Source organism: Rhodococcus sp. P4_C10 (genome assembly GCF_056402135.1).
Genome location: NZ_JBFUHZ010000009.1, coordinates 58,821 through 78,681 on the forward strand (window position 1 = coordinate 58,821; position 19,861 = coordinate 78,681).

Sequence of the window (19,861 nt, forward strand, 5' to 3'; positions counted from 1 at the left end):
GGCGCGCCGGCCGCTTCTCCTCACCCGGCGGCGCCGACGAACTGGCTGTTGTAGAGGTCGAAGTACGCGCCGCGGCGAGCCAGCAAAACCTCGTGGGTGCCCTGCTCGACGATGTGCCCGTCCTCCATCACCACGATCAGGTGCGCGTCCCGGATCGTCGAGAGCCGGTGCGCGATGACGAAGCTGGTGCGGTCGCTGCGCAGCGCCGCGGTGGCGTGCTGGACCAGCAGCTCGGTACGGGTGTCCACCGAACTGGTGGCCTCGTCGAGGATCAGGATCGACGGCTGCGCGATGAATGCCCGGGCGATCGTGATCAGCTGCTTCTCGCCGGCGCTGACGTTGTTGCCCTCCGCGTCGATGACCGTGTCGTAGCCGTCGGGCAGTGTGTGCACGAACTTGTCCACGTGGCTGAGCCGGGCCGCCTCGGCGATCTGCGCGTCGGTCGCGCCGGGCCGTCCGTAGGCGATGTTCTCGCGGATGGTGCCGCCGAAGAGCCAGGTGTCCTGCAGCACCATGCCGACCCGGGAGCGCAGGTCGTCCCGGGTCATCTGCGCGATGTCGGTGCCGTCCAACAGGATCCGGCCGGAGTCCACCTCGTAGAACCGCATGATCAGGTTCACCAGCGTGGTCTTCCCCGCGCCGGTGGGGCCGACGATCGCGACCATGTGGCCGGGCTGCGCGGTGAGCGAGAGCCCCTCGATGAGCGGCTGCTCCTCCGTGTAGCGGAAGGACACCTTCTGGAACTCGACGTGCCCGCGGGCGACCGCCGGACTCCGGGCGGGCTTCGGGTCGGCGCTCTGCTCCTCCTCGTCGAGCAGGGCGAACACCCGCTCGGCGGACGCCACACCGGACTGCATCAGGTTGGCCATGCTCGCGATCTGGGTCAGCGGCTGGGTGAACTGGCGCGAGTACTGGATGAACGCCTGCACGTCGCCGAGGCTCATCGAGCCGGACGCCACCTTCATGCCGCCGATCACCGCGACCGCCACGTAGTTGAGATTGCCCAGGAACATGATCGCGGGCATCACCAGACCGGAGATGAACTGGGCGCCGAACGCGGACTTGTACAGCTCCTGGTTCTTCTCGTCGAAGTCGGCCTGCACCTCGCGCTGACGGCCGAACACCTTGACCAACTCGTGGCCGGTGAACGTCTCCTCGATCTGCGCGTTGAGGGCGCCGGTCGTCTTCCACTGCGCCACGAAGTGCTTCTGCGACCGCTTGGCGATCTGGGTGGTGACCAGCAACGAGAGCGGCACGGTGAGGACGGCGACCAGGGCCAGCAGCGGCGAGATCCACAGCATCATCGCGAGGATGCCGATCACCGACAGCAGCGACATGAGCATCTGGCTGATCACCTGGTTCAGGGTCTGCGCCACGTTGTCGATGTCGTTGGTGACGCGGCTGAGCAGGTCACCGCGCGGGTTGGTGTCGAAGTAGCGCAGCGGAAGCCGGTGGATCTTGTCCTCGACCTCGGCGCGCAGGCTCTTGATGGTGCCCTGCACGATGATGTTCAGCAGGTACGCCTGCACCCAGGCGAAGAGCGAGGACAGCACGTAGAGCCCGAGGACCAGCGCCAGCACCCGACCCATCGCGGTGAAGTCGATCCCGGTCCCGGGCACCACGTTCATCGAGGACACCATGTCCGCGAAGGTGTCCTGGCCCTGCGCACGCAGGCCCTCGACCGCCTGGTCCTTGGTCAGGCCGGCGGGCAGCTGCCTGCCGACGATGCCGTCGAAGATGATGTTGGTCGCCTGCCCGAGGATCTTCGGACCGATCACGCTGAGCACCACGCTCGCCGTGGCCATGGCGATCACCACCGCCACCGCGAACCGGTGCGGCGCCAGCCGGCGCAGCAGTCGCTTCGCGGACGGCAGGAAGTTCATGGCCTTGGCCGACGGACCGGTCGCCATACCCATCGGTCCGCGCGGAGACTGCGCGGGCGGCTCCGTGGGCGGCGCGGCCGGCGGGTCCGGCGGGGGCGGCGGGCCCGACGCGCTCACCGCGGGAAACACCTCGGTCGGCGCGTCGTCTGCGGGCGGCCCGCCCTGGATGGCCGGGTTGGGTGGCGTGCTCGCGGCAGGCGGCGTGCCCGGGGTGGGCGGCGTGCCCGGGACGGCCGGGGTGCCCGGGACGGCCGGGGTGGGCGGCGTGCCCCGGACAGGCGCGGGACCCGACGCGGGCGGGGTCTCGGTGTAGCGGGGGATCTGGGCCGTCACCGCATCGTCGTAGTCCCTGCGGATGGTGAACCAGTCGGTGCTGCCCGGGTAGAACCAGCCGCCACCGCGTCCGGTCGAGTCGTCGCCGCCGGTGGTCATGAGGCCTCCTGGGCCGCGAACTGCGAGGACACGATCTCCGCGTAGGTCTCGCAGGTTTCGAGCAACTGGGTGTGGGTGCCGGCACCGACGATGGCCCCGTCGTCGAGGACGAGGATCTGGTCGGCGTCGATGATGGTGGAGACCCGCTGCGCGACGATGATCACGCAGGCGTCCCGGGTGACCGGCCGCAGCGCCGCCCGCAGCCGGGCGTCCGTGCTGAGGTCGAGGGCCGAGAAGGAGTCGTCGAACAGGTAGATCTCGGGTTGACGCACCAACGCCCGGGCGATGGCGAGGCGCTGACGCTGCCCGCCGGAGACCGTGGTGCCGCCCTGGGCGACGGCCGTGTCGAGACCCTCGGGCATGGCCCGCACGAAGTCGTCGGCCTGCGCGATCTCCAACGCTCGCCACAACTGGGCGTCGGTGGCGTCCGGGTCGCCGTAGCGCAGGTTGGTGGCCACGGTGCCGGAGAACAGGAAGGGTTTCTGCGGCACCAGGCCGATCGAGGCCCGCAGCTGGTCCGGCTCGATGGTGCGGACGTCGGCGGCACCGACCCGCACCTGCCCGTCGGTGGCGTCGATCAGGCGGGGGATGAGGTTGAGGAGCGTCGACTTTCCGGAGCCGGTGCCGCCGATGATCGCGGTGGTCATGCCGGGTTCGGCGAGGAAGCTTATGTTCCGCAGCACCGGGGCCTCGGCGCCGGGGAACGAGAACGACGCGTTGCGCATCTCGACGATGCCCCGCGCCTGCCAGCCGGGCAGCACCCAGGACGGCGCCCGCACGGAGGGCTCGGTGTCGAGCACCTCGGAGATGCGTTCGGCGCAGACGGAGGCGCGGGGCAGCAGCACCGTCATCACCGTCACCATCGTCACGGCCATCAGGATCTGCATGATGTAGGACAGCACCGCGGTGAGGGCGCCGATCTCCATGGTTCCCTCGTCGATCAGGTGGCCGCCGAACCACAGCACCGTGACACTGGTGACGTTCGCGATGAGCATCACCACCGGCAGCATGAAGGCCATCAGCCGGCCGACCCGCAATGCGGTGCTGACCAGGGCCTCGTTGGCGTCCTCGAAGCGCTGGATCTCCTCCGGCTCGCGCACGAACGCCCGCACCACCCGGATGCCGGTGATCTGCTCGCGCAGCACCCGGTTGATCGCGTCGATCCGGACCTGCATGACCCGGAACTGGGGCACCATCTTCCGGATCACCAGGCCCATGCACAGGGCCAGCAGCGGCACCGCCACCGCGAGCACCCACGCCAGCCCCTGCGAGACCCGGATCGACATGATGATGCCGCCGATGCACATGATCGGCGCCGCGACCAGGATCGTGCAGCTGATCACCACCACCATCTGGACCTGCTGCACGTCGTTGGTGTTGCGGGTGATCAGGGACGGCGCCCCGAAGAAGCCCACCTCCCGGGCCGAGAATTCCGAGACCTTGTGCATGACGGCGCCACGCAGGTCGCGGCCGAGACCCATCGCGGCGCGGGCGCCGAAGTAGACCGCCCCGATGCTGCACGCGATCTGCAGGCAGGTGACGAGCAGCATGATGCCGCCGGTGGAGAGGACCACACCGGTGTCGCCTTTGGTGACTCCCTTGTCGATGATGTCGGCGTTGAGACTGGGCAGGTAGAGCGACGCCATGGTGGAGATGAACTGGAGCGCAATCACACCCGCCAGATCGCCCCGGTACGGGCGCAGGTGAGTGCGCAACAGGGAGTACAACATAGTGTCCGAGGCTACCAACCAGGTACTTTTCGACGTCGTAGGTCGTGCCACACGGGCTGAGGTCGGGTCCGGCCAGCCCAGGTCAGCGGCGGCGCCACGCCTGCGGGTCGGCGTTGAGTTCGGCGATGAAACCGGGCAGTGCGCCGGTCGCGATGTCCGCCACCGAGACCCCTTCGAGGACGGCACGCAGGTTCACCCGGACGGCGATCCACACGTCGAGCAACGGCGCCGCGGGGCCGTCGTAGTGGACCTCCTCGGGGCGCTGACCTCGCACCGAGGCGAGCGGACCCTCCATCGCGCGGATCACGTCGGCGACCGCGATCTCCGCGGCGGGCCGGGCCAACCAGTAGCCACCGTCGCGGCCCCGCCTGCTCTGCACCATCCCGGCCCGGCGCAGCTCGCCGAGCACCGACTCGAGGAACTTGTGCGGGACGGTCTGCGAGCGCGCCAACTCGTCCGCCTTGACCGGCGCGTCGCCCGCGGCGGCCAGTTCGACCAGAGCCCGCACGGCGTAGTCCACCTTCGCGGTGATGTGCACCCCGACCCTCCCCTCGCTGCCGGCTACCTCGGCGACCAATTCCTACCACCGATGCGGGGAAAGGAAGTCTTGACACCGCCCGGCGACCGATGGAACCTGAACGCATGTCCGGAAACCCCCTGCTCACGGTGCGACGCCACGTCGACCTGCTGCGGGTTTCCAGCACCCTGTGTCGGTAGCCGACCTCCCCTCCCCACGCCGCCTGCCCGGTCCGTCCGTCGGCAGCGCCGGCCGCGGCAAGCCGCCCTCCCAGCCTCACCCGACACACTTCGGAGACACCCATGAGCATCGACCTGCACTGGTTCCTGCCCACCGCCGGCGACGGCCGCGGCATCGTCGACAACTCGAACTCGTCCACCGCGGACCCCCGGACCGCCGGTGACCGCGCGCCCACCCTCGAGTACCTGGCACAGGTGGCCCAGGCCGCCGAACGGGCCGGCTTCACCGGTGTCCTCACCCCCACGGGCACCCACTGCGAGGACGCCTGGCTGACCACCGCGGCGCTGATCCCGCTGACGCGGCGACTGAAGTTCCTGGTCGCGTTCCGTCCCGGCGTCATCTCGCCCACGCTGGCCGCGCAGATGGCCGCGAGCTACCAACGACTTTCGGGTGGGCGCCTGCTGCTCAACGTGGTGACCGGCGGGGACTCGACCGAGCAACAGAGCTACGGCGACTGGCTGACCAAGGACCAGCGGTACGCCCGCACCGGTGAATTCCTGCAGGCGCTGCGCGGAACGTGGGGCGAGGCGCCCTTCGACTTCGACGGCGAACACTACAAGTTGGTCGGGGCCACGACCTCCGCGCCGCCGAACCCGGTGCCGCCCATCTACTTCGGCGGTTCGTCGCCCGCCGCGCTGCCCGTCGCTGGGAGGCACGCGGACGTCTACCTCACCTGGGGCGAGCCGCCCGCGCAGGTCTCCGCGAAGATCGCCGCAGTCCGCGAACACGCCGAACGGGCCGGGCGCACAGTCCGATTCGGCATCCGGCTGCACGTGATCACCCGCGACACCGCGAGGGAGGCGTGGGCGGTGGCCGACAAGATGCTCGCCGGACTGGACCCCGGAGCGATCGCCGACGCCAGCGCCCGCTTCGCGCGGTCCGAGTCCGAGGGGCAACGCCGAATGGCCGCCCTGCACGGCGGCCGCACCGACTCGCTGGAGATCGCGCCGAACCTGTGGGCCGGCGTCGGACTGGTGCGCGGCGGCGCAGGCACCGCCCTGGTGGGCAGCCACGCCGAGGTCGCGGACCGCATCGAGGAGTACCACGCGCTGGGCCTCGACGAGTTCGTGCTGTCCGGCTACCCGCACCTGGAGGAGGCCTACTGGTTCGGGGAGGGCGTGCGCCCCCTCCTGGCCCGGCGCGGTCTGCTCGCGGACGAACGCGCGCTGGTCAGCGCGTAGAACCGGGCCCGACCGGCGACCACCTGGTGGTGCCGATCGTGCCCGGGCGCAGCACGTTCATCGCCGCGTCGAGCAGGACGCGTTCGAGTTCCTCGTCCGTGGTGCCGGGCACCTGGGTGTCCGGCGCCAACGCGGTACCGAGGACCTGGACCGCGGCGACGGCCCGGATGGTGGCCTCCGCGGTGGCGTCCGGGCCGGCCAGCCACACGTGGATGCGATTGCTGAGGTCCATCAGCTCCGGCAGCATCGACTGGAGCGCCGTCGACATCGCGGCCGCGTCCCGCACGAACAGCGATCCCTCCGACCGGTGGTTCAGCAGGCCGACGAGGTAGCGGCGCAACAGGTCTCGGACGTCGTCCTCGTCGCGGGGTGCGTCGGCCAGGCCGTCGGCGACGTCGCGCATCACGAACAGCACCGGCGCGACGACCGCCGCGAGCAGGTCCGCCTTGGATTCGTAGTGGTAGTACAGCGAGGCCTTGGTGATGCCGACCTCGTCGGCCACCTCGCGCAGGCTGGTCTGCTCGACGCCCTTCGCGAGGAACTGGCGCAACGCCGCCTCGCGGATGGCCGACCGGGTGTCCCGAGTACCCACCGCCGTCCACCTCCACACCTCTGCCGACCTGCCGTCGACACCCGACCCGAACTTTTCCTGTTGTCGCGGGACTCCCGCCGCACTAGTCTACCTACCGCACGGTAGGCAGATTCGAGAACGGGTGTGGAGGGGCACATGTTCGGAAAACTAGCTCGGTTCGTCGTAAACAACCCATGGAAGATCATTGCGGCGTGGATCGTCGCCGCCGTCGCGGTGGTCGCCTTCGCGCCCACGCTGGGCGACGTGCTCAACAAGGAGCAGTCGGGCTTCCTGCCGGACACCTACGAGTCCATCGAGGCACAGCACCTCGCCGAGGAACAGTTCGCGAAGACCGAGGACGCGACCGCGACCATCGTGATCATGCGCGAGGACGGGCAGCCGCTCACCACCGAGGACCAGGCCAAGGTCGAGAGCCTCGCCGCGACCGTCAACTCGACCGGCATCGAGCGGGTCGTCGGCGCCCAGACCGGGCCGCAGGCGCTCGCCGAGAACCGACAGGTCCAGCTGGTGAGCGTCGGCCTGCAGGGCATGCCCGACGAGAAGCCGGTCGGTGAAGCGGTCAAGGAGATCCGCGAGATCGGCGGCACCCTGGACGGCAGCGGGCTGCGGATGTCGGTCACCGGCGACGCCGCGCTGATGGTCGACAACGAGGAGGCCTTCAAGAACGCGGAGGCGATCATCGGCCTCGTCACGGTGCTGTTGATCATCGGCCTGCTGCTGGTCATCTACCGCAGCCCCGTCGCGGCCATGCTGCCGATCGTCTCGGTCGGCATCGTCTCGTCCATCGCGCCCGGCATCATCGCGCTCGTCGCCAAGGGAACCGGCCTGCAGGTCGACCAGTCGCTGCAGATCATCCTCACCGTCGTGCTGTTCGGTGTCGGCACCGACTACATCCTCTTCCTGCTGTTCCGCTTCCGGGAACGGCTGCGGGCCGGCGAGGAGAAGACCGCCGCACTGATCCATGCGGTCGAGCGGGTCGGCGAGGTCATCGCCTCCGCGGCCGGTGCCATCATCGTCGCGTTCTGCGCCCTGCTGCTCGCGGTCTTCGGCGCATTCCGCAGCCTCGGCCCCGGCCTGGCCATCGGCGTCGGCATCATGGCGCTGGCCTCGCTGACCCTGATCCCGGCCATCGTGTCGCTGATCGGGACCAAGGTGTTCTGGCCGTCGAAGTCCTGGCAGCAGGAGCCGAAGGGCACGGTGTTCGCCCGGCTCGGCGCGTTCACCGGGCGTCGTCCCGGCGTCGTCGCGCTGGTCTCCGGCGGGCTGCTGGTGGTGCTGGCGCTGGGCATGTTCGGCTTCAAGACGGACTACGACCAGCTGGGCCAGTTGCCGTCGACCACGGAGTCGGCGCGCGGCATCAAGGACCTGCAGTCGGGCTTCCCGGCCGGCGCCCTGAACCCGACGCTGGTGTACCTGCACGCCACCGACGGGTCCCAGCTGGACCCGGCCGAGGTGGAGCGGGTGGCGCAGGAACTGGCCTCCTCCCCCGGCATCGGCGGCGCCATGCCGGCGAGCCCGGAGGGCGGCCTCGGCCTGATCTCCAAGGACGGCAGCACCGCGCAGATCAACCTGCTGCTCGACTACAGCCCGCAGTCCAACGAGGCGCTCGACGCGATCGGCCCGCTGCGCGACGCCGCGCACGCCGCCGCCTCGGAGGGCACCGAGGTGCTCGTCGGCGGCCCCACCGCCGCGTTCACCGACATCCGGGACGCCAACAACCGCGACCTGTCGGTGATCTTCCCGGTCGCAGGCATCCTGATCGCGCTGATCCTCGGCCTGCTGCTGCGGTCGCTGGTCGCGCCGATCTACCTGATGGCGTCGGTGGTGCTGGTGTTCTTCTCCACCATGGGCGCGACCGCGTTCCTGTTCAGCGTGGTCGGCGATCGGCCGGGCATCTCGTTCTCGCTGCCGATCATGCTGTACCTGTTCGTGGTGGCGATCGGCACGGACTACAACATCCTGATGATCGCCAGGCTGCGGGAGGAAGCGCGGGAGGGCCGCGACCCGCGGGAGGCGGCGCGTCTGGGGATCGAGCACGGCGGGCCGTCGGTCGGTGCCGCCGGCATCATCCTGGCGGGCACCTTCGGGTCGATGCTGCTGTCCGGGATCGCCCTGATGACCGAGATGGGCTTCGCCGTCGCCCTGGGCATCCTGCTCTCGTCGTTCGTGATGTCGATGTTCCTGGTGCCGTCGATCACCGCCCTGCTCGGTCACCGGGCGTGGTGGCCGGGCCATGGCGACGCGGTCGCCCCGGAGCGTGAGCGGCGCCCGGACGAGGACGCGGAACCCGCAGCGGTCTGAGGGCCTGACAGCGCTCCGGGCGCTGGGCCTCCGCGGCGGCCGCGGGGTCCCAGTTCTGCGCCTTGAAGTCGGCGCTGGTGACCGAGTCGCCGCCGACGACCTGCACGGTCAACGTGCCGAGCGAGCTGCCGAGCAGCGAACCGATGACGGGGGTGGCGATGGCCGAGGCCGCGTCCTTGAGCTGATCCCCTTCGAGCCCCTCCGCGCACAGGCGGACGGTGACGTCGACGTCGACCGGGTCCTTGCCGCTGTTGAGCTTGGTGACGGCACCGTCCACGGTGACCCCGGCCGGCAGGGTCGCGGTCTTCGCGATCACGGTGGCGGTGGGGTCGTCGTTGCCGGCGTCGGCGGGGCAGGTGGTGGCGGGTGCGGCGGAGTCGGAAGCGGCCGAGGTGTCCTCGGATCCACAGCCGGCGAGCAGCAGGGCGCTACCCGCGGCAAGAGCGATGATGGTGCGTTTCATTCGACAATTGTGAGGTGCGCGGCGCGGCAAGCGAGGTACCGGGGGTGAAGATCTGATGAACTACCCGCGGTCGAGCGGGTCGGTGAGCAGGCGGCGACCGTCGAACGGCACGTCGAGAGCGCGGGCGGACTCGGGTGCGGCGGCCGACTCGGGTGCGGCGCCGGACTCGGCGGGGTGCGCGAGGTCGAGTGCGCGCGCGACGAGCGGATCGTCGGCGAGCTCACGCAGCACCTCCTCGGCAGCGCACCGGGCCTGGGCACGGGCTCGTTCGTGCGCCTCGACGACCAGCGCCGCGAGCCGCGCCGCCCCCAGCCCGAGCGCCCGACCGTCGAGGACCAGACCGTCGAGGCGGCCGTCCGCGGTGAGGGTGACCCGGACCGCGCCGTCACCGGCCTCGGCGGTGCCGCGGACGGCGTCGACCGCCCGTTCCACCCGCCGCACCTTGAGGCCCAGCGACTCCGGCCGACCGTGCACGGTCATCTACTTCGTCCCCGAATCGGAACCCGGCCCGGCCCGCCTCGCCTCGGGCAGGTAGCACCCGGTGACGACGTCCAGCAATGCGTCGGTGCGGGTGCCGAGCACGACGTACGCGTCGTCCGGGCCGTAGATGCGCAGGTCGTGGTCGCCGGGCCGGTCCACGATGACGATCGGATCGCCGAAGCCGTGCCTGTCGGTGACCGAACGCATCGCGGCGAGGGCGCCCGGCCACAGTTCCTCGGGAATGCCGCCGTCGATGACCCAGAACCCGATCGACCACCCCTGGCCGTAGGTGTAGGAGAAGCCGTCGCAGTTCCCCGCCGACGACGGCGGACGAGACTGGCGCCACGGACCGACCGGGACGGCAGACGAGATCGCGGACCGGATCTCGTGCCCCATCGCCTCCGCCCGCACGATCATCTCCTCCAGGGAGGGCCGGGCCATCAGAACCGCGGTCCGGCGCGCCGCCTCCTCGTCGCTGTACCGCTCGCCGCCACCGATGGACATGCATCCCCCCAGCACCACTGCCGCCGTCACGAGTGCCACCGCCGCGACGCTTCGCCTCGTCAGCTCACGCACGCCGATCGCCATGCCTGTCACCGTCTTTCGCATCGGAACGCACCGTTGCTCCGCAGGACGGAACTGACATCAGAACGGACCTCGCAGCAGGCCCGAGGGCAGCGGCAGCGGGATCTCTCCCGGCAGGCCCAAGAGGCCGCCGAGCCCAGAACCGTCACCGAAGACCCGCTCCCGGAGGTCCCCCAGCGGGGAGCCCGGAACCCGGTCCGCAAGACCGGCGTCGGTTCCCTCCACGATCCGCTCCGGCATTCCGCCGACGACCGCGGCGATGTTGTACTGGCTGAAGGTCTTGTCCTCGAGATACTGACTGTGTCCCTCTGAGCCGGAACGTATTTCGCCCGGAATACCACCGATCGGCGGGATGGTCCCCGCCGCCGTGGACAGGTTGGTGACCCCGTCCATGCGGTTCGGGTCGTCGCCGAACGCGGCGAGGTCTGCGACGAGGTCGCCGTGGGCCTCGGCGACATACACGTGACCCGACCCCAAACCCAGGTCGCCGATGTCGTCGGTGCCGATTCCCGGCGAGCCGAAGAACACCGCGTCGTCGACGCCCGTCCCGCCGTGTTGCAGCGCCAGTCCCGTGGTGGTGGACCCGTACGAGTGGCCGAGCGCGGTCAGGTGCGGGTCGTCGGGGCGCGAGGCACCCAGACCCTCGTAGAAGGGCGCCAGCCGATCGGCTCCGTCCTCCGCGCCCCGCCGGCCGCCGAGATCTCCGATCGCGTCCGTCACCGTTCCGACGGGGTCGCTCGGATCCAGTTGCGGCGCACGGTAGTCCAGCCACGCAATCGCGGCGACCGTCTCGTCGTCGCGACCGGCGAAGTGGAGTTGACGCTCGGTCTCGACCTTGAGTGCGCGGACCGCGGCGGTGTATCCCTCCAGACCGTCACCGACGTTCGAGTTCACGCCCGGGGTGAAGACGGACACGTGGTCGGCGGTGTCGACGTCGCCGACCGCGACGGCGGCCTGCAGGTGGTCGCCGGCGTTACGCAGCACCAGCAGTTGCCTGTCCGGTTCCGCGACCGTGCGATCCACGGTGTCGAGCTCGGCCAGGCGTTGCACTGCCACACCGATCTCCCCGCGCACCAACGATGATTCGGGACTCATCGGGCCGAGTCCTGAGGTGTCCAGCCGGGCCCGCAGTTCCTCGATCCGGCCGTCGAGGGCGCCGCGCTGCTCGGCCAGCACCGTCCGGTTCGCCTGGTCACGGGCGTGCGCCGGGACGCCGTCCAGGTTGCCGACCCACTCCGGATGCTCCGCCAGCACCGCGGCCCGCTGCTCGTCCGAAAGCTGTTCCCAGTAGCGGGAATTGACGTCCGGGGTGCCGTCGACCGGGGGTGCCGGCGGCGGCTCGGACGGCTTGGTGCCGACCCGCGACGCGTCCCCGCAGAGGGCCGCCCACCCCCGGTACACCGCGTCGGCCGCGGTCGCGTCGGCGGCGGCAACCACGTCCAGCGCACCCCGCAGGCGCAGGTCGTGAACCCGCGCCAGCTCGTTGAGCCTGGCCTGCAGCAGTGCCACCGCGACGAACGGCCCGAGCGGGGGTACCCGCGGTGCCCACACCCGGCCGTCGTCGGCGACGTGCAGACCGTGGTCGGCGGCGGCCGCCTCGGCGATGCCGAGCGCCAGCGTCCGCGCGGGCCCGAGCACGGCGGCACCCCCGCGCAGTGCCGCCGCGACGGCGGCCAAAGCCGTGGCGGTGGTGTCCGCGGCCGCGCGTTCGCGTTCCGCGCGGGCGATCGCCGCGACGGCAGCCACCCCGGTCCAGTGCTCACGGGTGCCGGCGACCCGCCGGGCCCCGGCTGCCACGCCGTCGGCGTACGCGGCGTTGCACACCGACAGTTGCGTCGCGGCCCCTGCCAGCGCCTCCGGGTCCCAGGACCGCAACTGGGCCAGTGTCGGGCGCATCAGTTGCCGCCCTCGAGAACCCCGAATCCGGTCGCGGTCGCGTGTTCGGTGGCGGAGTAGGCGGCGGCGTCGAGCGCGGCGGCCCGGGACATCGCGCCGAGCCCGTCGGCGCTCGCCCGGTACGCGACCGCTGCCGCGTCGGGCAGCCCGCCGAGTGCGGCCGCGACGTCGGATCCCGGCAGTGCGGACCGGGCCGCCGTCACCGTCTCCGCCGGAGCGAGCGTCGCCACCTCGGCCGCGTCGGCCGCCAGGTCCCCCGCCAGCGCGACCAGTGCCGCGACGTCGACTTCCATTCCCTCAGACATTCTCATCCCCCCCGGGTGGTCCGGATCGGGTTCCGGACGATCCGCACGTTATCACTACAAAGGCCACGTCAGGGGCCGTGCACAGGCACTTGCCCACAGCGGAACCGGGGGCCCGGCCCGTGCGTCGCGGCGACCGGTGCACGCCCGGCTCGGAGGATTTCCGGACCCGGTCCCGGGCGAGGCGGCACACTGCAACCATGCTCGAGATCGTCCCCGAGTTCTGGAACTCACTGCCCAGACCGCTGCGCGACCCGGTGGCGTTCGCCATTCCGTTCTTCGTGCTGTTCCTGGCCCTGGAATGGTCGGCCGCGCGGTACCTCGCCGCTCCCGAACGCGGCGCGGACGGCCGAACCCACCCGCCCCGCGGCGGCTACGACCCGGCGGACTCCCGGGCGAGCATCTCGATGGGCGCGGTGTCGGTCCTGACCAGCGCCGCGTGGAAGGCACTCGCCCTGGTCGGGTACGCGGCGATCTACGCGTACCTGGCGCCGTGGCACCTGCCGGTGGACGCCTGGTACACCTGGGTGATCCTGCTGGTGGGCGTCGACCTGCTGTTCTACTGGTACCACCGGATCGCGCACCGAACCCGGATCGTGTGGGCCACCCACCAGGCACACCACTCGAGCGAGTACTACAACTTCGCCACCGCGCTACGACAGAAGTGGAACAACAGCGGGGAAATCCTGATGTGGATCCCGTTGCCGCTCATCGGCATTCCGCCGTGGATGGTGTTCGTCGGGTTCTCCGTGAACCTCGTCTACCAGTTCTTCGTGCACACCGAGCGGGTGGACCGACTGCCGCGCCCGGTCGAGTTCGTGTTCAACACACCGTCGCACCACCGGGTGCACCACGGCTGCGACCCGGAGTACCTCGACAAGAACTACGCCGGGATCCTGGTGCTCTGGGACCGCCTCTTCGGCACCTTCCAGCCCGAGACCCACCGCCCGACCTACGGCCTGACCAAGCCGGTGAACACCTACAACATCCTCACCCTGCAGGGGCACGAGTACGCGGCGATCGTGCGGGACGTGCGCTCCGCCGGCACCTGGCGCGAACGGATGGGCTACGTGTTCGGTCCGCCCGGGTGGACGCCGTAGCTGTACTTACGGGGACGGTGCGGACGCCGCTCAGCTGCGGACGAGGTGCACCAGGAAGTCCACGGTCCCGGACCCGTCGACGGTGACGAACGCGAACGACGGCGGCTGCACCCCGAAGTCGGTCCAGGTCACCGGGACGCTGCCCGACGCGATCAGCGACTCCCCCGAGTGCAGCACCTCGATGTCGACGGTGACGGGACGCTTCACCCCGCGCAGTTCGAGGGTGCCGGTGGCGGGGACGGTCGCGGTGGTCCCGTCCCGCGGCACCGTCGACAGGTCCACCGGGGCGTCGAGGGTGAACGTCGCGGTCGGGTAGGCGCCGGCGGACATCACGTTGCCGACGAACTGCCCGTCGCGTCGCGGGTTGTCGGTGGTGATGCCCTTGACCTGCACGGTCACGTCGGCTGCGGCGAGCGTCTGGCCGTCGACGGTGGCGCCGCCGTCGACCTGGTCGGTGGATCCGACCACGGTGACGCTCGCGCCGTTGAGCACCTCGTGCACGGTGTAGCCGGCGGCCGTGGCGTTCGGCGCGGCACCGGCGTCCACCCGCCACTGCCCGGCGAGGTCGCCGACGGCGGCCTGCGCGGCCGAGGTGGAGACCGCGGCGGCGGGGTCGTCGTCCTCGGCGATCCAGGTCCCGTACACCCACGGTCCGGCGAGGAACGCGAGCACCGCGACCAGCGCGATGCCCCCGGCGATCCACCACGACTTCTTCATCTGCCACACGATAGTGGCCGCCTCGCGGGGCGGCATTGCCGCCGAATGCAAGTGAGCCCCGACCGGAAACCGGTCGGTGCTAAATCCGGTGGTCAGGACGCCTTCGTCGACCGAATGTCGCATTCGTTCAGTCGGACTGTACGAATGTCGCATTCGGTCGGGGCGGGAGCGGACAACGGAACCGAAAGCGCAGGTCAGCGCTGCCCGCGGAAGAACTCCTCGAGCAGTGCCGCGCACTCGGCCTCGAGCACTCCCCCGCGCACCTGCGGGCGGTGCGTGAGCCGACGGTCGCGGACCACGTCCCACAGCGAGCCGACGGCGCCGGTCTTCGGCTCCCACGCCCCGAACACCACCTTCGAGACCCGGGCCAGTACCAGGGCGCCCGCGCACATGGTGCACGGCTCCAGGGTCACCGCCAGGGTGGCGCCCTCGAGCCGCCAGCCGTCGCCGTGCACGCGGGCGGCGGCGCGCAGCGCCAGGATCTCGGCGTGAGCGGTCGGGTCGGCGGACGCCTCGCGGGCGTTGGCGGCCCGGGCCAGTTCCACCCCGTTGGCGTCGAACACCACGGCCCCCACCGGGACGTCGGCGGCGTCGGCGTCGGCCGCGGCGGAGATGGCCGCCCGGACCATCGCCTCGTCGCGGCCGACCGGACTGCCCAGTGTCATCAACGCGGTGCCGTCTGTGCGGTGTCGTCTACCGCGGCGCGGCGTCGAGCACCGCGGACAGCTCGGTTGCGAACCCGAGCCGCTGCGCGATCATGTTCAACTGCTCGTCCGGGTACAGCTCGGTCTCCGCGAGGATCACCCCGAGCACCGGTTCCGGGAGGCCGAGGTCCGCAAGCAGGCCGAGGTCGCCCTCTTCCCAGGGCTCGACGGTGTCGAGTTCGTCGGGGTCGATGTCCGGGGTCTCGACGTTCAGTGCTTCCAGCACGTCCGCGGCGATGTCGTAGTCCAGCGCCATGGTGGCGTCGGAGAGGAGCAGCCGGGTCCCGGACGGCGCCGGGCGCAGGATGACGAAGAACTCGTCGTCCACGTCGATCAGACCGAACACCGCGCCGGAGCTGCGCATCTCACGCAGTTCGGTCTCCGCGGCCTCGAGGCTGTCGAGCGCAGCCGTGGTCAGCGCCGTGCACCGCCACTTGCCGTCCTCCCGGACGACTGCGACCGCAAACCCCTCGAGATCGTCGAGCTCGTCCGAAGGTGCGCTGTTGTCCCGCGCGCGCTGAGCTGCCATGCGGTCACCGTAGTCCGCCGCAGGCCGGTAACAGAAGTCCAGCGCGAAATGTGCCAACCTATCCGGGTGTCTGCTGAATCCACCACCCCGCCGGTGTGCGTGCTCGGGCTCGGCCTGATCGGCGGGTCGCTGCTGCGCGCCGCCGTCGCGGCCGGCCGCACCGCCTGGGGCTACAACCGTTCCGCCGGCCCGGTCGAGGAGGCGCGCGCGGACGGCTACGACGCCGACAGCGACCTCACCGCGGTGCTGCGCCGGGCCGCGGAAGCGGATGCGGTGCTGGTCGTCGCGGTGCCGGTGCCCGCGCTCGACGCGGTGCTCGGCCAGATCGCGGTGCACGCCCCCGGGTGCACCCTCACGGACGTGGTGAGCGTCAAGGGCGCGGTGCGCGACGCCGTCGCCGGGCACGGGCTCGGCGCGCGATTCGTGGGCGGGCACCCGATGGCCGGCACCTCGCAGTCCGGCTGGTCCGCCGGCGACGGCGAGCTGTTCCGGGACGCGGTCTGGGTGGTCACCGCCGAGGACGGCACCGATCCGGCGTCCTGGACTCGCGTGGCGGACCTGGCGCTGGACTGTGGCGCGGTGGTGGTGCCCGCGGACCCCGACGAACACGACTCGGCGGTCGCGCGGATCTCGCACCTGCCGCACCTGCTCGCGGAGGCCCTGGCGGTGACGGCGGCGTCCGGCGGCGACCTGGCACTGGCGCTGGCGGCGGGCTCGTTCCGCGACGGCACCCGGGTCGCGGGCACCGCGCCGGACCTGGTCCGCGCGATGTGCGAGGCGAACGCCGAGGCCCTCACCGTGGCGCTGGACGAGGCCCTGGAGCTGCTCACCGCGGCCCGCGCCGCGCTCGCGGCGGACGCCGACACCGAGGCACTGGTCGTCGCCGGGCATGCTGCGCGGCGTCGCTACGAGAACCTGCCGCGCACGGAGATCACCGGCGTGCGGGTGGGCGAACCGGGCTGGGAGCGGCTCCTGCGGGACGCCGGACGCCGCGGCGAGGTGCTGCGGGCCCGGACCTACTGAGCCACGGAGGCGGGGCCGGTCGGGACCCGCGTCAGATCCGTTCGGCCAGTCCGGGGTAGTCGAGGACGAAGCCGTCGGCGTCGATGGTGATCGAGGAACTCGACACCGGGGAGAGCACGTGGATGCCGTCCGAGCCGCTGCTGTACGTCAGGCTCGCCTCCCGCACGCTGAGGTCCGGCAGGTACACGTACACGACCGGAACCTGGATGTCCTCCGAGTCGGTCTGCATGCCGAAGCGCCGGATCGGCAGCGTGTTGAAGAACGGGCTGAGCACCACGTCCACGTCCAGCGCGCCGCCGAAGGTGGAGCGCTTGGGGTTGGTGCCGTCCTCGATCATCCAGTAGCCCTCTTCGTCCCGGCTGATCGAGACCTGCTTCTCCCCGGACGCGAGACTGGCCCGCAGCGAGAGGCGTCGGGTGACGCCGTTCTCGTCGGTGACCAGGTCGTAGGAGGCGCTGAAGGCGTTGTGCTCGGCGCAGTGCCCACCGATGATCCGGCCGGCGGCCTTGATCCGGTTGCCGACGAGCTGGACGCGGACCGATTCCATCCGCGGCGCCGAGTGTGCACGCCAGGTGAGAACCGCGGGCCAGGCCGAAGCGGAACCCGGGGCCGACGCGGCGCCCTGCACAGGAATGGTCACCTGCCTACGGTAAGCGACAGCGGGCCGTTCGGCACCGGTGACGCCGCACCGCGCGTCGCCCGGCCCGTTCGGCCCGCACCGAACCGGGCCCGCGGTAACACTCCGACCGCCGATACGGATGAACCGGACAGACGGCCGGACGCGTCGGTCGCAGTAGACGGGGGTACTGCATGCGCGACAACCAAGAGGTCTGGGCGGAGCACGCCCGGACGGTCCTGGTCGAGGTGGCCGGCAGCTACCTCGGCACCGTCACCTACGGGGACCTCGCCGCCCGGATCCAGGCCGACACGGGGGTTCGCACGAAGAGCCTGATGCAGAACTGGATCGGCGAGACCCTCGGCCGGGTCGGGGCGGAATGCCGTCGCCGCGGCGAGCCACTGCTGACCTCCCTGTGCGTGAGCAAGGTCGACGGCACCGTCGGCCCGGGGTACGCGGTCGCGGTGAGGGCGTCGTACGGCGAGACCCCGGAGGACGTCGAACTGCACGCGGCGCAGGAGCGGCTGCGCTGCTACCGGCACTTCGAGGCGGCCGGGCTGCCCGCCGACGGCGGCACCGCGACTTTGACCGAGCAGGTCCGCCGGGCCCGCGACAAGACCCGCCGACGCGACCAGTCTCGGCGCCGCGAGCACGGCGCCGAGATGACCTGCGGCGAGTGCTACCAGGTGCAGTCGCTGACCGGCGTCTGCGGTTGTCACTGATCCGGAACCCGACGCGAGCTATCCCGCGGTGGCCGGTCGGTAGGTGCAGACGTTCACGCCCGCGTCGCTGGTGACCGTGGAGACCAGCTCGAGCGTGCGCAGGCCACCGTCGTCGGGGAAGATCGACTTCCCGCCGCCGAGCAGCACCGGCATCACGATGAGCCGGAGCTCGTCGACCAGGCCCTCGCTCAGCAGGGTGCGGGCCAGGGTGGGGCTGCCCATCACCACCAGGTCGCCGCCGTCGGCCTCGTGCAGCTTCCGGATTCCCGCGACGGCGTCCTCGCCGGGAATGCGGGTGGTGTTGTCCCAGGTCAGCTCGCCGTCGCCGAGGGTCCCGGACACGACGTACTTCGGGATGGCGTTCATCCGGTCGGCGAACAGGTCGCCGGCGCGCTCGGGCCACGCCGCGGCCATCGTCTGCCAGGTGCGGCGGCCGAACAGCAGCGCCGCGGCCGCGCTCAACGCGCCGTCGAAGGCGCCACCGACCACCTCCGGGTCGAAGAACGGGTGCGACCAGCCGCCGTGCGCGAATCCGCCGTCGGTGTCCTCGTCGGGTCCGCCGGGCGCCTGCACGACGCCGTCCAGGCTGATGAATTCGCAGATCACAATGCGCATGGAGTCGCTCCTCGTTTGTCGCTTCGGGATGTACGGCAGTGGAGACCGTCGGGCCGCCCCAAACTAATCGCGCCGACCCGATCCCGCAGCGTGTGAGGTGACGCACACCCTGCCCCGGCAAACCAAAAGGGCCCCGTCACCAGTGGTGACGGGGCCCTTTGTTGTGCGCCCGAAGGGATTCGAACCCCTAACCTCTTGATCCGTAGTCAAGTGCTCTATCCGTTGAGCTACGGGCGCATGTTCTTAAATTGTGTTGGCCAACTGGCACCAACGTGGCGGAAGCGAGAGGATTTGAACCTCCGGTCCCCTTTGAGGAGGACAACTCATTAGCAGTGAGTCCCATTCGGCCGCTCTGGCACGCTTCCTAGGCTCAGGAACCTTTCGGAACCGCCGGATCGAAAGGTTACACAGACTGGACCGGGATGGCAAAACGCCTCCAAAGTCCCAGGTCACTGCCGGTAACCGGGCCGTCACCTGAGGTTTCCGTCGAACCAGTCGAAGATCCGCCGCTGCGCATCCATGATCGCCTGCACCTCCGGATCGCTGTCGTCCCCGTTGTCCGGCACCTGCGGCGGCTCGTCGGCGCGGTGCGCCAGGCCGCGGTAACTCACCACGTGGGTGGCGACGGGTGCGCGGGCGGACGCGTCGCGCAGCCGCTCGACGTGTGCGGGCGGGGTGCGGGGGTCGTCATCGCCGTACAGGCCCAGCCAGGGCGCCTGCAGTGACGCCAGCGCGTCCACCAGGGCCGGTGTGTCCGACCGCAGCGGCTCGACGATGCCGCGCGCCGCGACGCTCACCGCCGCCCCGACCGGCCGGTTGGTGGCGACCAGCAGCGCGGCCGTGCCGGCGTCGTCGAAACCGAGCACCCCGACGCAGTCCGCGTACACGCCGCGGGCGACCAGCCAGTCGAAGGCGGCGTCGAAGTCCGCGAACAGGTTGTCGCCGAACACCTCGACCTCGAGGTCCCCGGGCTGCCGGTGGAACAGGTGCGGCGCGACCGTCAGCCAGCCCTCGCCCGCGAGCAGGCGCATCAGGTCCAGTACCGAGTCGGTGAACCGCCGCGACTCGTGCAGCACCACGATGCCGCCGCGGGCCGGCCCGTCCGGCGCCGCCGCCGTCAGCGGCACGGTGGCCCGCGGCTGATCCGTCTGCGACTGATCCGACTGGTCACCGACGGCGCGGAGCAACGCGCTGTCGGTGAAGATTCCCGACATACATCTACTCTGGCACGAC

Annotated in this window: 21 protein-coding genes and 2 tRNA genes; 6 read left to right on the plus strand and 17 right to left on the minus strand. The window is 71.0% G+C overall.

The genetic code is table 11. The features are described 5' to 3' along the window. Positions 1-20 precede the first annotated feature (20 nt). The 3 genes from AC1DWC_RS07530 to AC1DWC_RS07540 all read right to left on the minus strand — a co-directional run bounded on the left by AC1DWC_RS07530 (position 21) and on the right by AC1DWC_RS07540 (position 4,583). Positions 21-1,916: an ABC transporter ATP-binding protein gene (locus AC1DWC_RS07530; protein WP_477907146.1), complete on the minus strand. Its 1,896-nt coding sequence runs from the start codon at positions 1,914-1,916 to the stop codon at positions 21-23. A 395-nt stretch (positions 1,917-2,311) separates the two neighbouring features. Next, positions 2,312-4,045 carry an ABC transporter ATP-binding protein gene (locus AC1DWC_RS07535; protein ID WP_477906823.1) on the minus strand — a complete coding sequence of 578 codons (1,734 nt, stop codon included), beginning with the start codon at positions 4,043-4,045 and terminating at the stop codon, positions 2,312-2,314. Between the two features lie 82 nt (positions 4,046-4,127). Then, a complete protein-coding gene (locus AC1DWC_RS07540) occupies positions 4,128-4,583 on the minus strand; it encodes an RrF2 family transcriptional regulator (RefSeq protein ID WP_072844627.1) in 456 nt (151 codons plus the stop codon). 104 nt (positions 4,584-4,687) lie between these two features. On the opposite strand from AC1DWC_RS07540, the gene AC1DWC_RS07545 reads away from it, so the two are divergent. Together AC1DWC_RS07545 and AC1DWC_RS07550 are read left to right on the plus strand one after the other, a co-directional pair. Then, positions 4,688-4,762, plus strand: a complete 75-nt coding sequence (locus AC1DWC_RS07545; protein WP_477841171.1) for a putative leader peptide — start codon at positions 4,688-4,690, stop codon at positions 4,760-4,762. Positions 4,763-4,864: 102 nt separating this feature from the next. Next, entirely contained in the window at positions 4,865-5,983 is a 1,119-nt protein-coding gene (locus tag AC1DWC_RS07550) for an LLM class flavin-dependent oxidoreductase (protein ID WP_477906826.1), read from the plus strand. On the opposite strand, the gene AC1DWC_RS07555 is transcribed toward AC1DWC_RS07550, so the two are convergent. Next, entirely contained in the window at positions 5,973-6,575 is a 603-nt protein-coding gene (locus AC1DWC_RS07555) for a TetR/AcrR family transcriptional regulator (protein WP_477906828.1), read from the minus strand. The two genes, AC1DWC_RS07550 and AC1DWC_RS07555, sit on opposite strands and share 11 nt — an antisense overlap. A 135-nt stretch (positions 6,576-6,710) precedes the next feature. Here AC1DWC_RS07555 and AC1DWC_RS07560 point away from each other — a divergent pair, with 135 nt between their 5' ends. Next, the gene (locus AC1DWC_RS07560) at positions 6,711-8,876 is read left to right on the plus strand and encodes an MMPL family transporter (protein WP_477906830.1); all 2,166 of its coding nucleotides are present in this window, start codon (positions 6,711-6,713) and stop codon (positions 8,874-8,876) included. Here AC1DWC_RS07560 and AC1DWC_RS07565 read toward each other — a convergent pair. Genes AC1DWC_RS07565 through AC1DWC_RS07585 form a run of 5 tightly spaced genes read right to left on the minus strand, consistent with a single transcriptional unit; the run spans position 8,770 to position 12,605 of the window. Then, complete coding sequence (locus AC1DWC_RS07565) at positions 8,770-9,339, minus strand: hypothetical protein (RefSeq protein WP_477906832.1); 570 nt, start codon at positions 9,337-9,339, stop codon at positions 8,770-8,772. The genes AC1DWC_RS07560 and AC1DWC_RS07565 overlap by 107 nt on opposite strands. A 60-nt stretch (positions 9,340-9,399) precedes the next feature. After that, complete coding sequence (locus AC1DWC_RS07570) at positions 9,400-9,819, minus strand: YbaB/EbfC family nucleoid-associated protein (protein ID WP_477906834.1); 420 nt, start codon at positions 9,817-9,819, stop codon at positions 9,400-9,402. Then, positions 9,820-10,428 (minus strand): LppA family lipoprotein, encoded by a 609-nt coding sequence (locus tag AC1DWC_RS07575; RefSeq protein ID WP_477906836.1) that lies wholly within the window; start codon positions 10,426-10,428, stop codon positions 9,820-9,822. 36 nt (positions 10,429-10,464) lie between these two features. After that, the gene (locus tag AC1DWC_RS07580) at positions 10,465-12,300 is read right to left on the minus strand and encodes an alpha/beta hydrolase (RefSeq protein WP_477906838.1); all 1,836 of its coding nucleotides are present in this window, start codon (positions 12,298-12,300) and stop codon (positions 10,465-10,467) included. Further along, positions 12,300-12,605 carry a hypothetical protein gene (locus AC1DWC_RS07585; protein WP_477906840.1) on the minus strand — a complete coding sequence of 102 codons (306 nt, stop codon included), beginning with the start codon at positions 12,603-12,605 and terminating at the stop codon, positions 12,300-12,302. The genes AC1DWC_RS07580 and AC1DWC_RS07585 overlap by 1 nt, the downstream gene beginning before the upstream one ends. Before the next feature lie 197 nt (positions 12,606-12,802). Here AC1DWC_RS07585 and AC1DWC_RS07590 point away from each other — a divergent pair, with 197 nt between their 5' ends. Next, on the plus strand, positions 12,803-13,702 hold the full coding sequence (locus AC1DWC_RS07590) for a sterol desaturase family protein (protein WP_477906842.1): 900 nt from the start codon (positions 12,803-12,805) through the stop codon (positions 13,700-13,702). Between the two features lie 30 nt (positions 13,703-13,732). On the opposite strand, the gene AC1DWC_RS07595 is transcribed toward AC1DWC_RS07590, so the two are convergent. The 3 genes from AC1DWC_RS07595 to AC1DWC_RS07605 all read right to left on the minus strand — a co-directional run bounded on the left by AC1DWC_RS07595 (position 13,733) and on the right by AC1DWC_RS07605 (position 15,652). Further along, positions 13,733-14,419, minus strand: coding sequence for a YceI family protein (locus tag AC1DWC_RS07595; protein WP_477906844.1), 687 nt, complete (start codon positions 14,417-14,419; stop codon positions 13,733-13,735). A gap of 194 nt (positions 14,420-14,613) precedes the next feature. Beyond that, the gene (locus AC1DWC_RS07600; protein ID WP_477906846.1) at positions 14,614-15,084 is read right to left on the minus strand and encodes a nucleoside deaminase; all 471 of its coding nucleotides are present in this window, start codon (positions 15,082-15,084) and stop codon (positions 14,614-14,616) included. A 28-nt stretch (positions 15,085-15,112) separates the two neighbouring features. Next, positions 15,113-15,652, minus strand: a complete 540-nt coding sequence (locus AC1DWC_RS07605; protein WP_072844568.1) for a tRNA adenosine deaminase-associated protein — start codon at positions 15,650-15,652, stop codon at positions 15,113-15,115. A 48-nt stretch (positions 15,653-15,700) separates the two neighbouring features. On the opposite strand from AC1DWC_RS07605, the gene AC1DWC_RS07610 reads away from it, so the two are divergent. After that, positions 15,701-16,675, plus strand: a complete 975-nt coding sequence (locus AC1DWC_RS07610; protein WP_477906848.1) for a prephenate dehydrogenase — start codon at positions 15,701-15,703, stop codon at positions 16,673-16,675. A gap of 31 nt (positions 16,676-16,706) precedes the next feature. Here AC1DWC_RS07610 and AC1DWC_RS07615 read toward each other — a convergent pair whose 3' ends face one another. Further along, on the minus strand, positions 16,707-17,315 hold the full coding sequence (locus tag AC1DWC_RS07615) for a putative glycolipid-binding domain-containing protein (RefSeq protein WP_083577242.1): 609 nt from the start codon (positions 17,313-17,315) through the stop codon (positions 16,707-16,709). Positions 17,316-17,485: 170 nt separating this feature from the next. Between AC1DWC_RS07615 and AC1DWC_RS07620 the strand changes: the two genes are divergently transcribed. Then, positions 17,486-18,013: a hypothetical protein gene (locus AC1DWC_RS07620; RefSeq protein ID WP_477906850.1), complete on the plus strand. Its 528-nt coding sequence runs from the start codon at positions 17,486-17,488 to the stop codon at positions 18,011-18,013. Positions 18,014-18,031: 18 nt separating this feature from the next. On the opposite strand, the gene AC1DWC_RS07625 is transcribed toward AC1DWC_RS07620, so the two are convergent. From AC1DWC_RS07625 to AC1DWC_RS07640, 4 genes are all read right to left on the minus strand, one after another. Continuing rightward, a complete protein-coding gene (locus AC1DWC_RS07625) occupies positions 18,032-18,628 on the minus strand; it encodes a dihydrofolate reductase family protein (protein ID WP_477906852.1) in 597 nt (198 codons plus the stop codon). A 164-nt stretch (positions 18,629-18,792) separates the two neighbouring features. Next, positions 18,793-18,865 (minus strand) — tRNA-Arg (locus tag AC1DWC_RS07630). A gap of 36 nt (positions 18,866-18,901) precedes the next feature. After that, a tRNA-Ser gene (locus AC1DWC_RS07635) sits at positions 18,902-18,993 on the minus strand. A gap of 105 nt (positions 18,994-19,098) precedes the next feature. Further along, complete coding sequence (locus AC1DWC_RS07640; RefSeq protein WP_477906854.1) at positions 19,099-19,842, minus strand: dienelactone hydrolase family protein; 744 nt, start codon at positions 19,840-19,842, stop codon at positions 19,099-19,101. Positions 19,843-19,861: the final 19 nt, after the last annotated feature.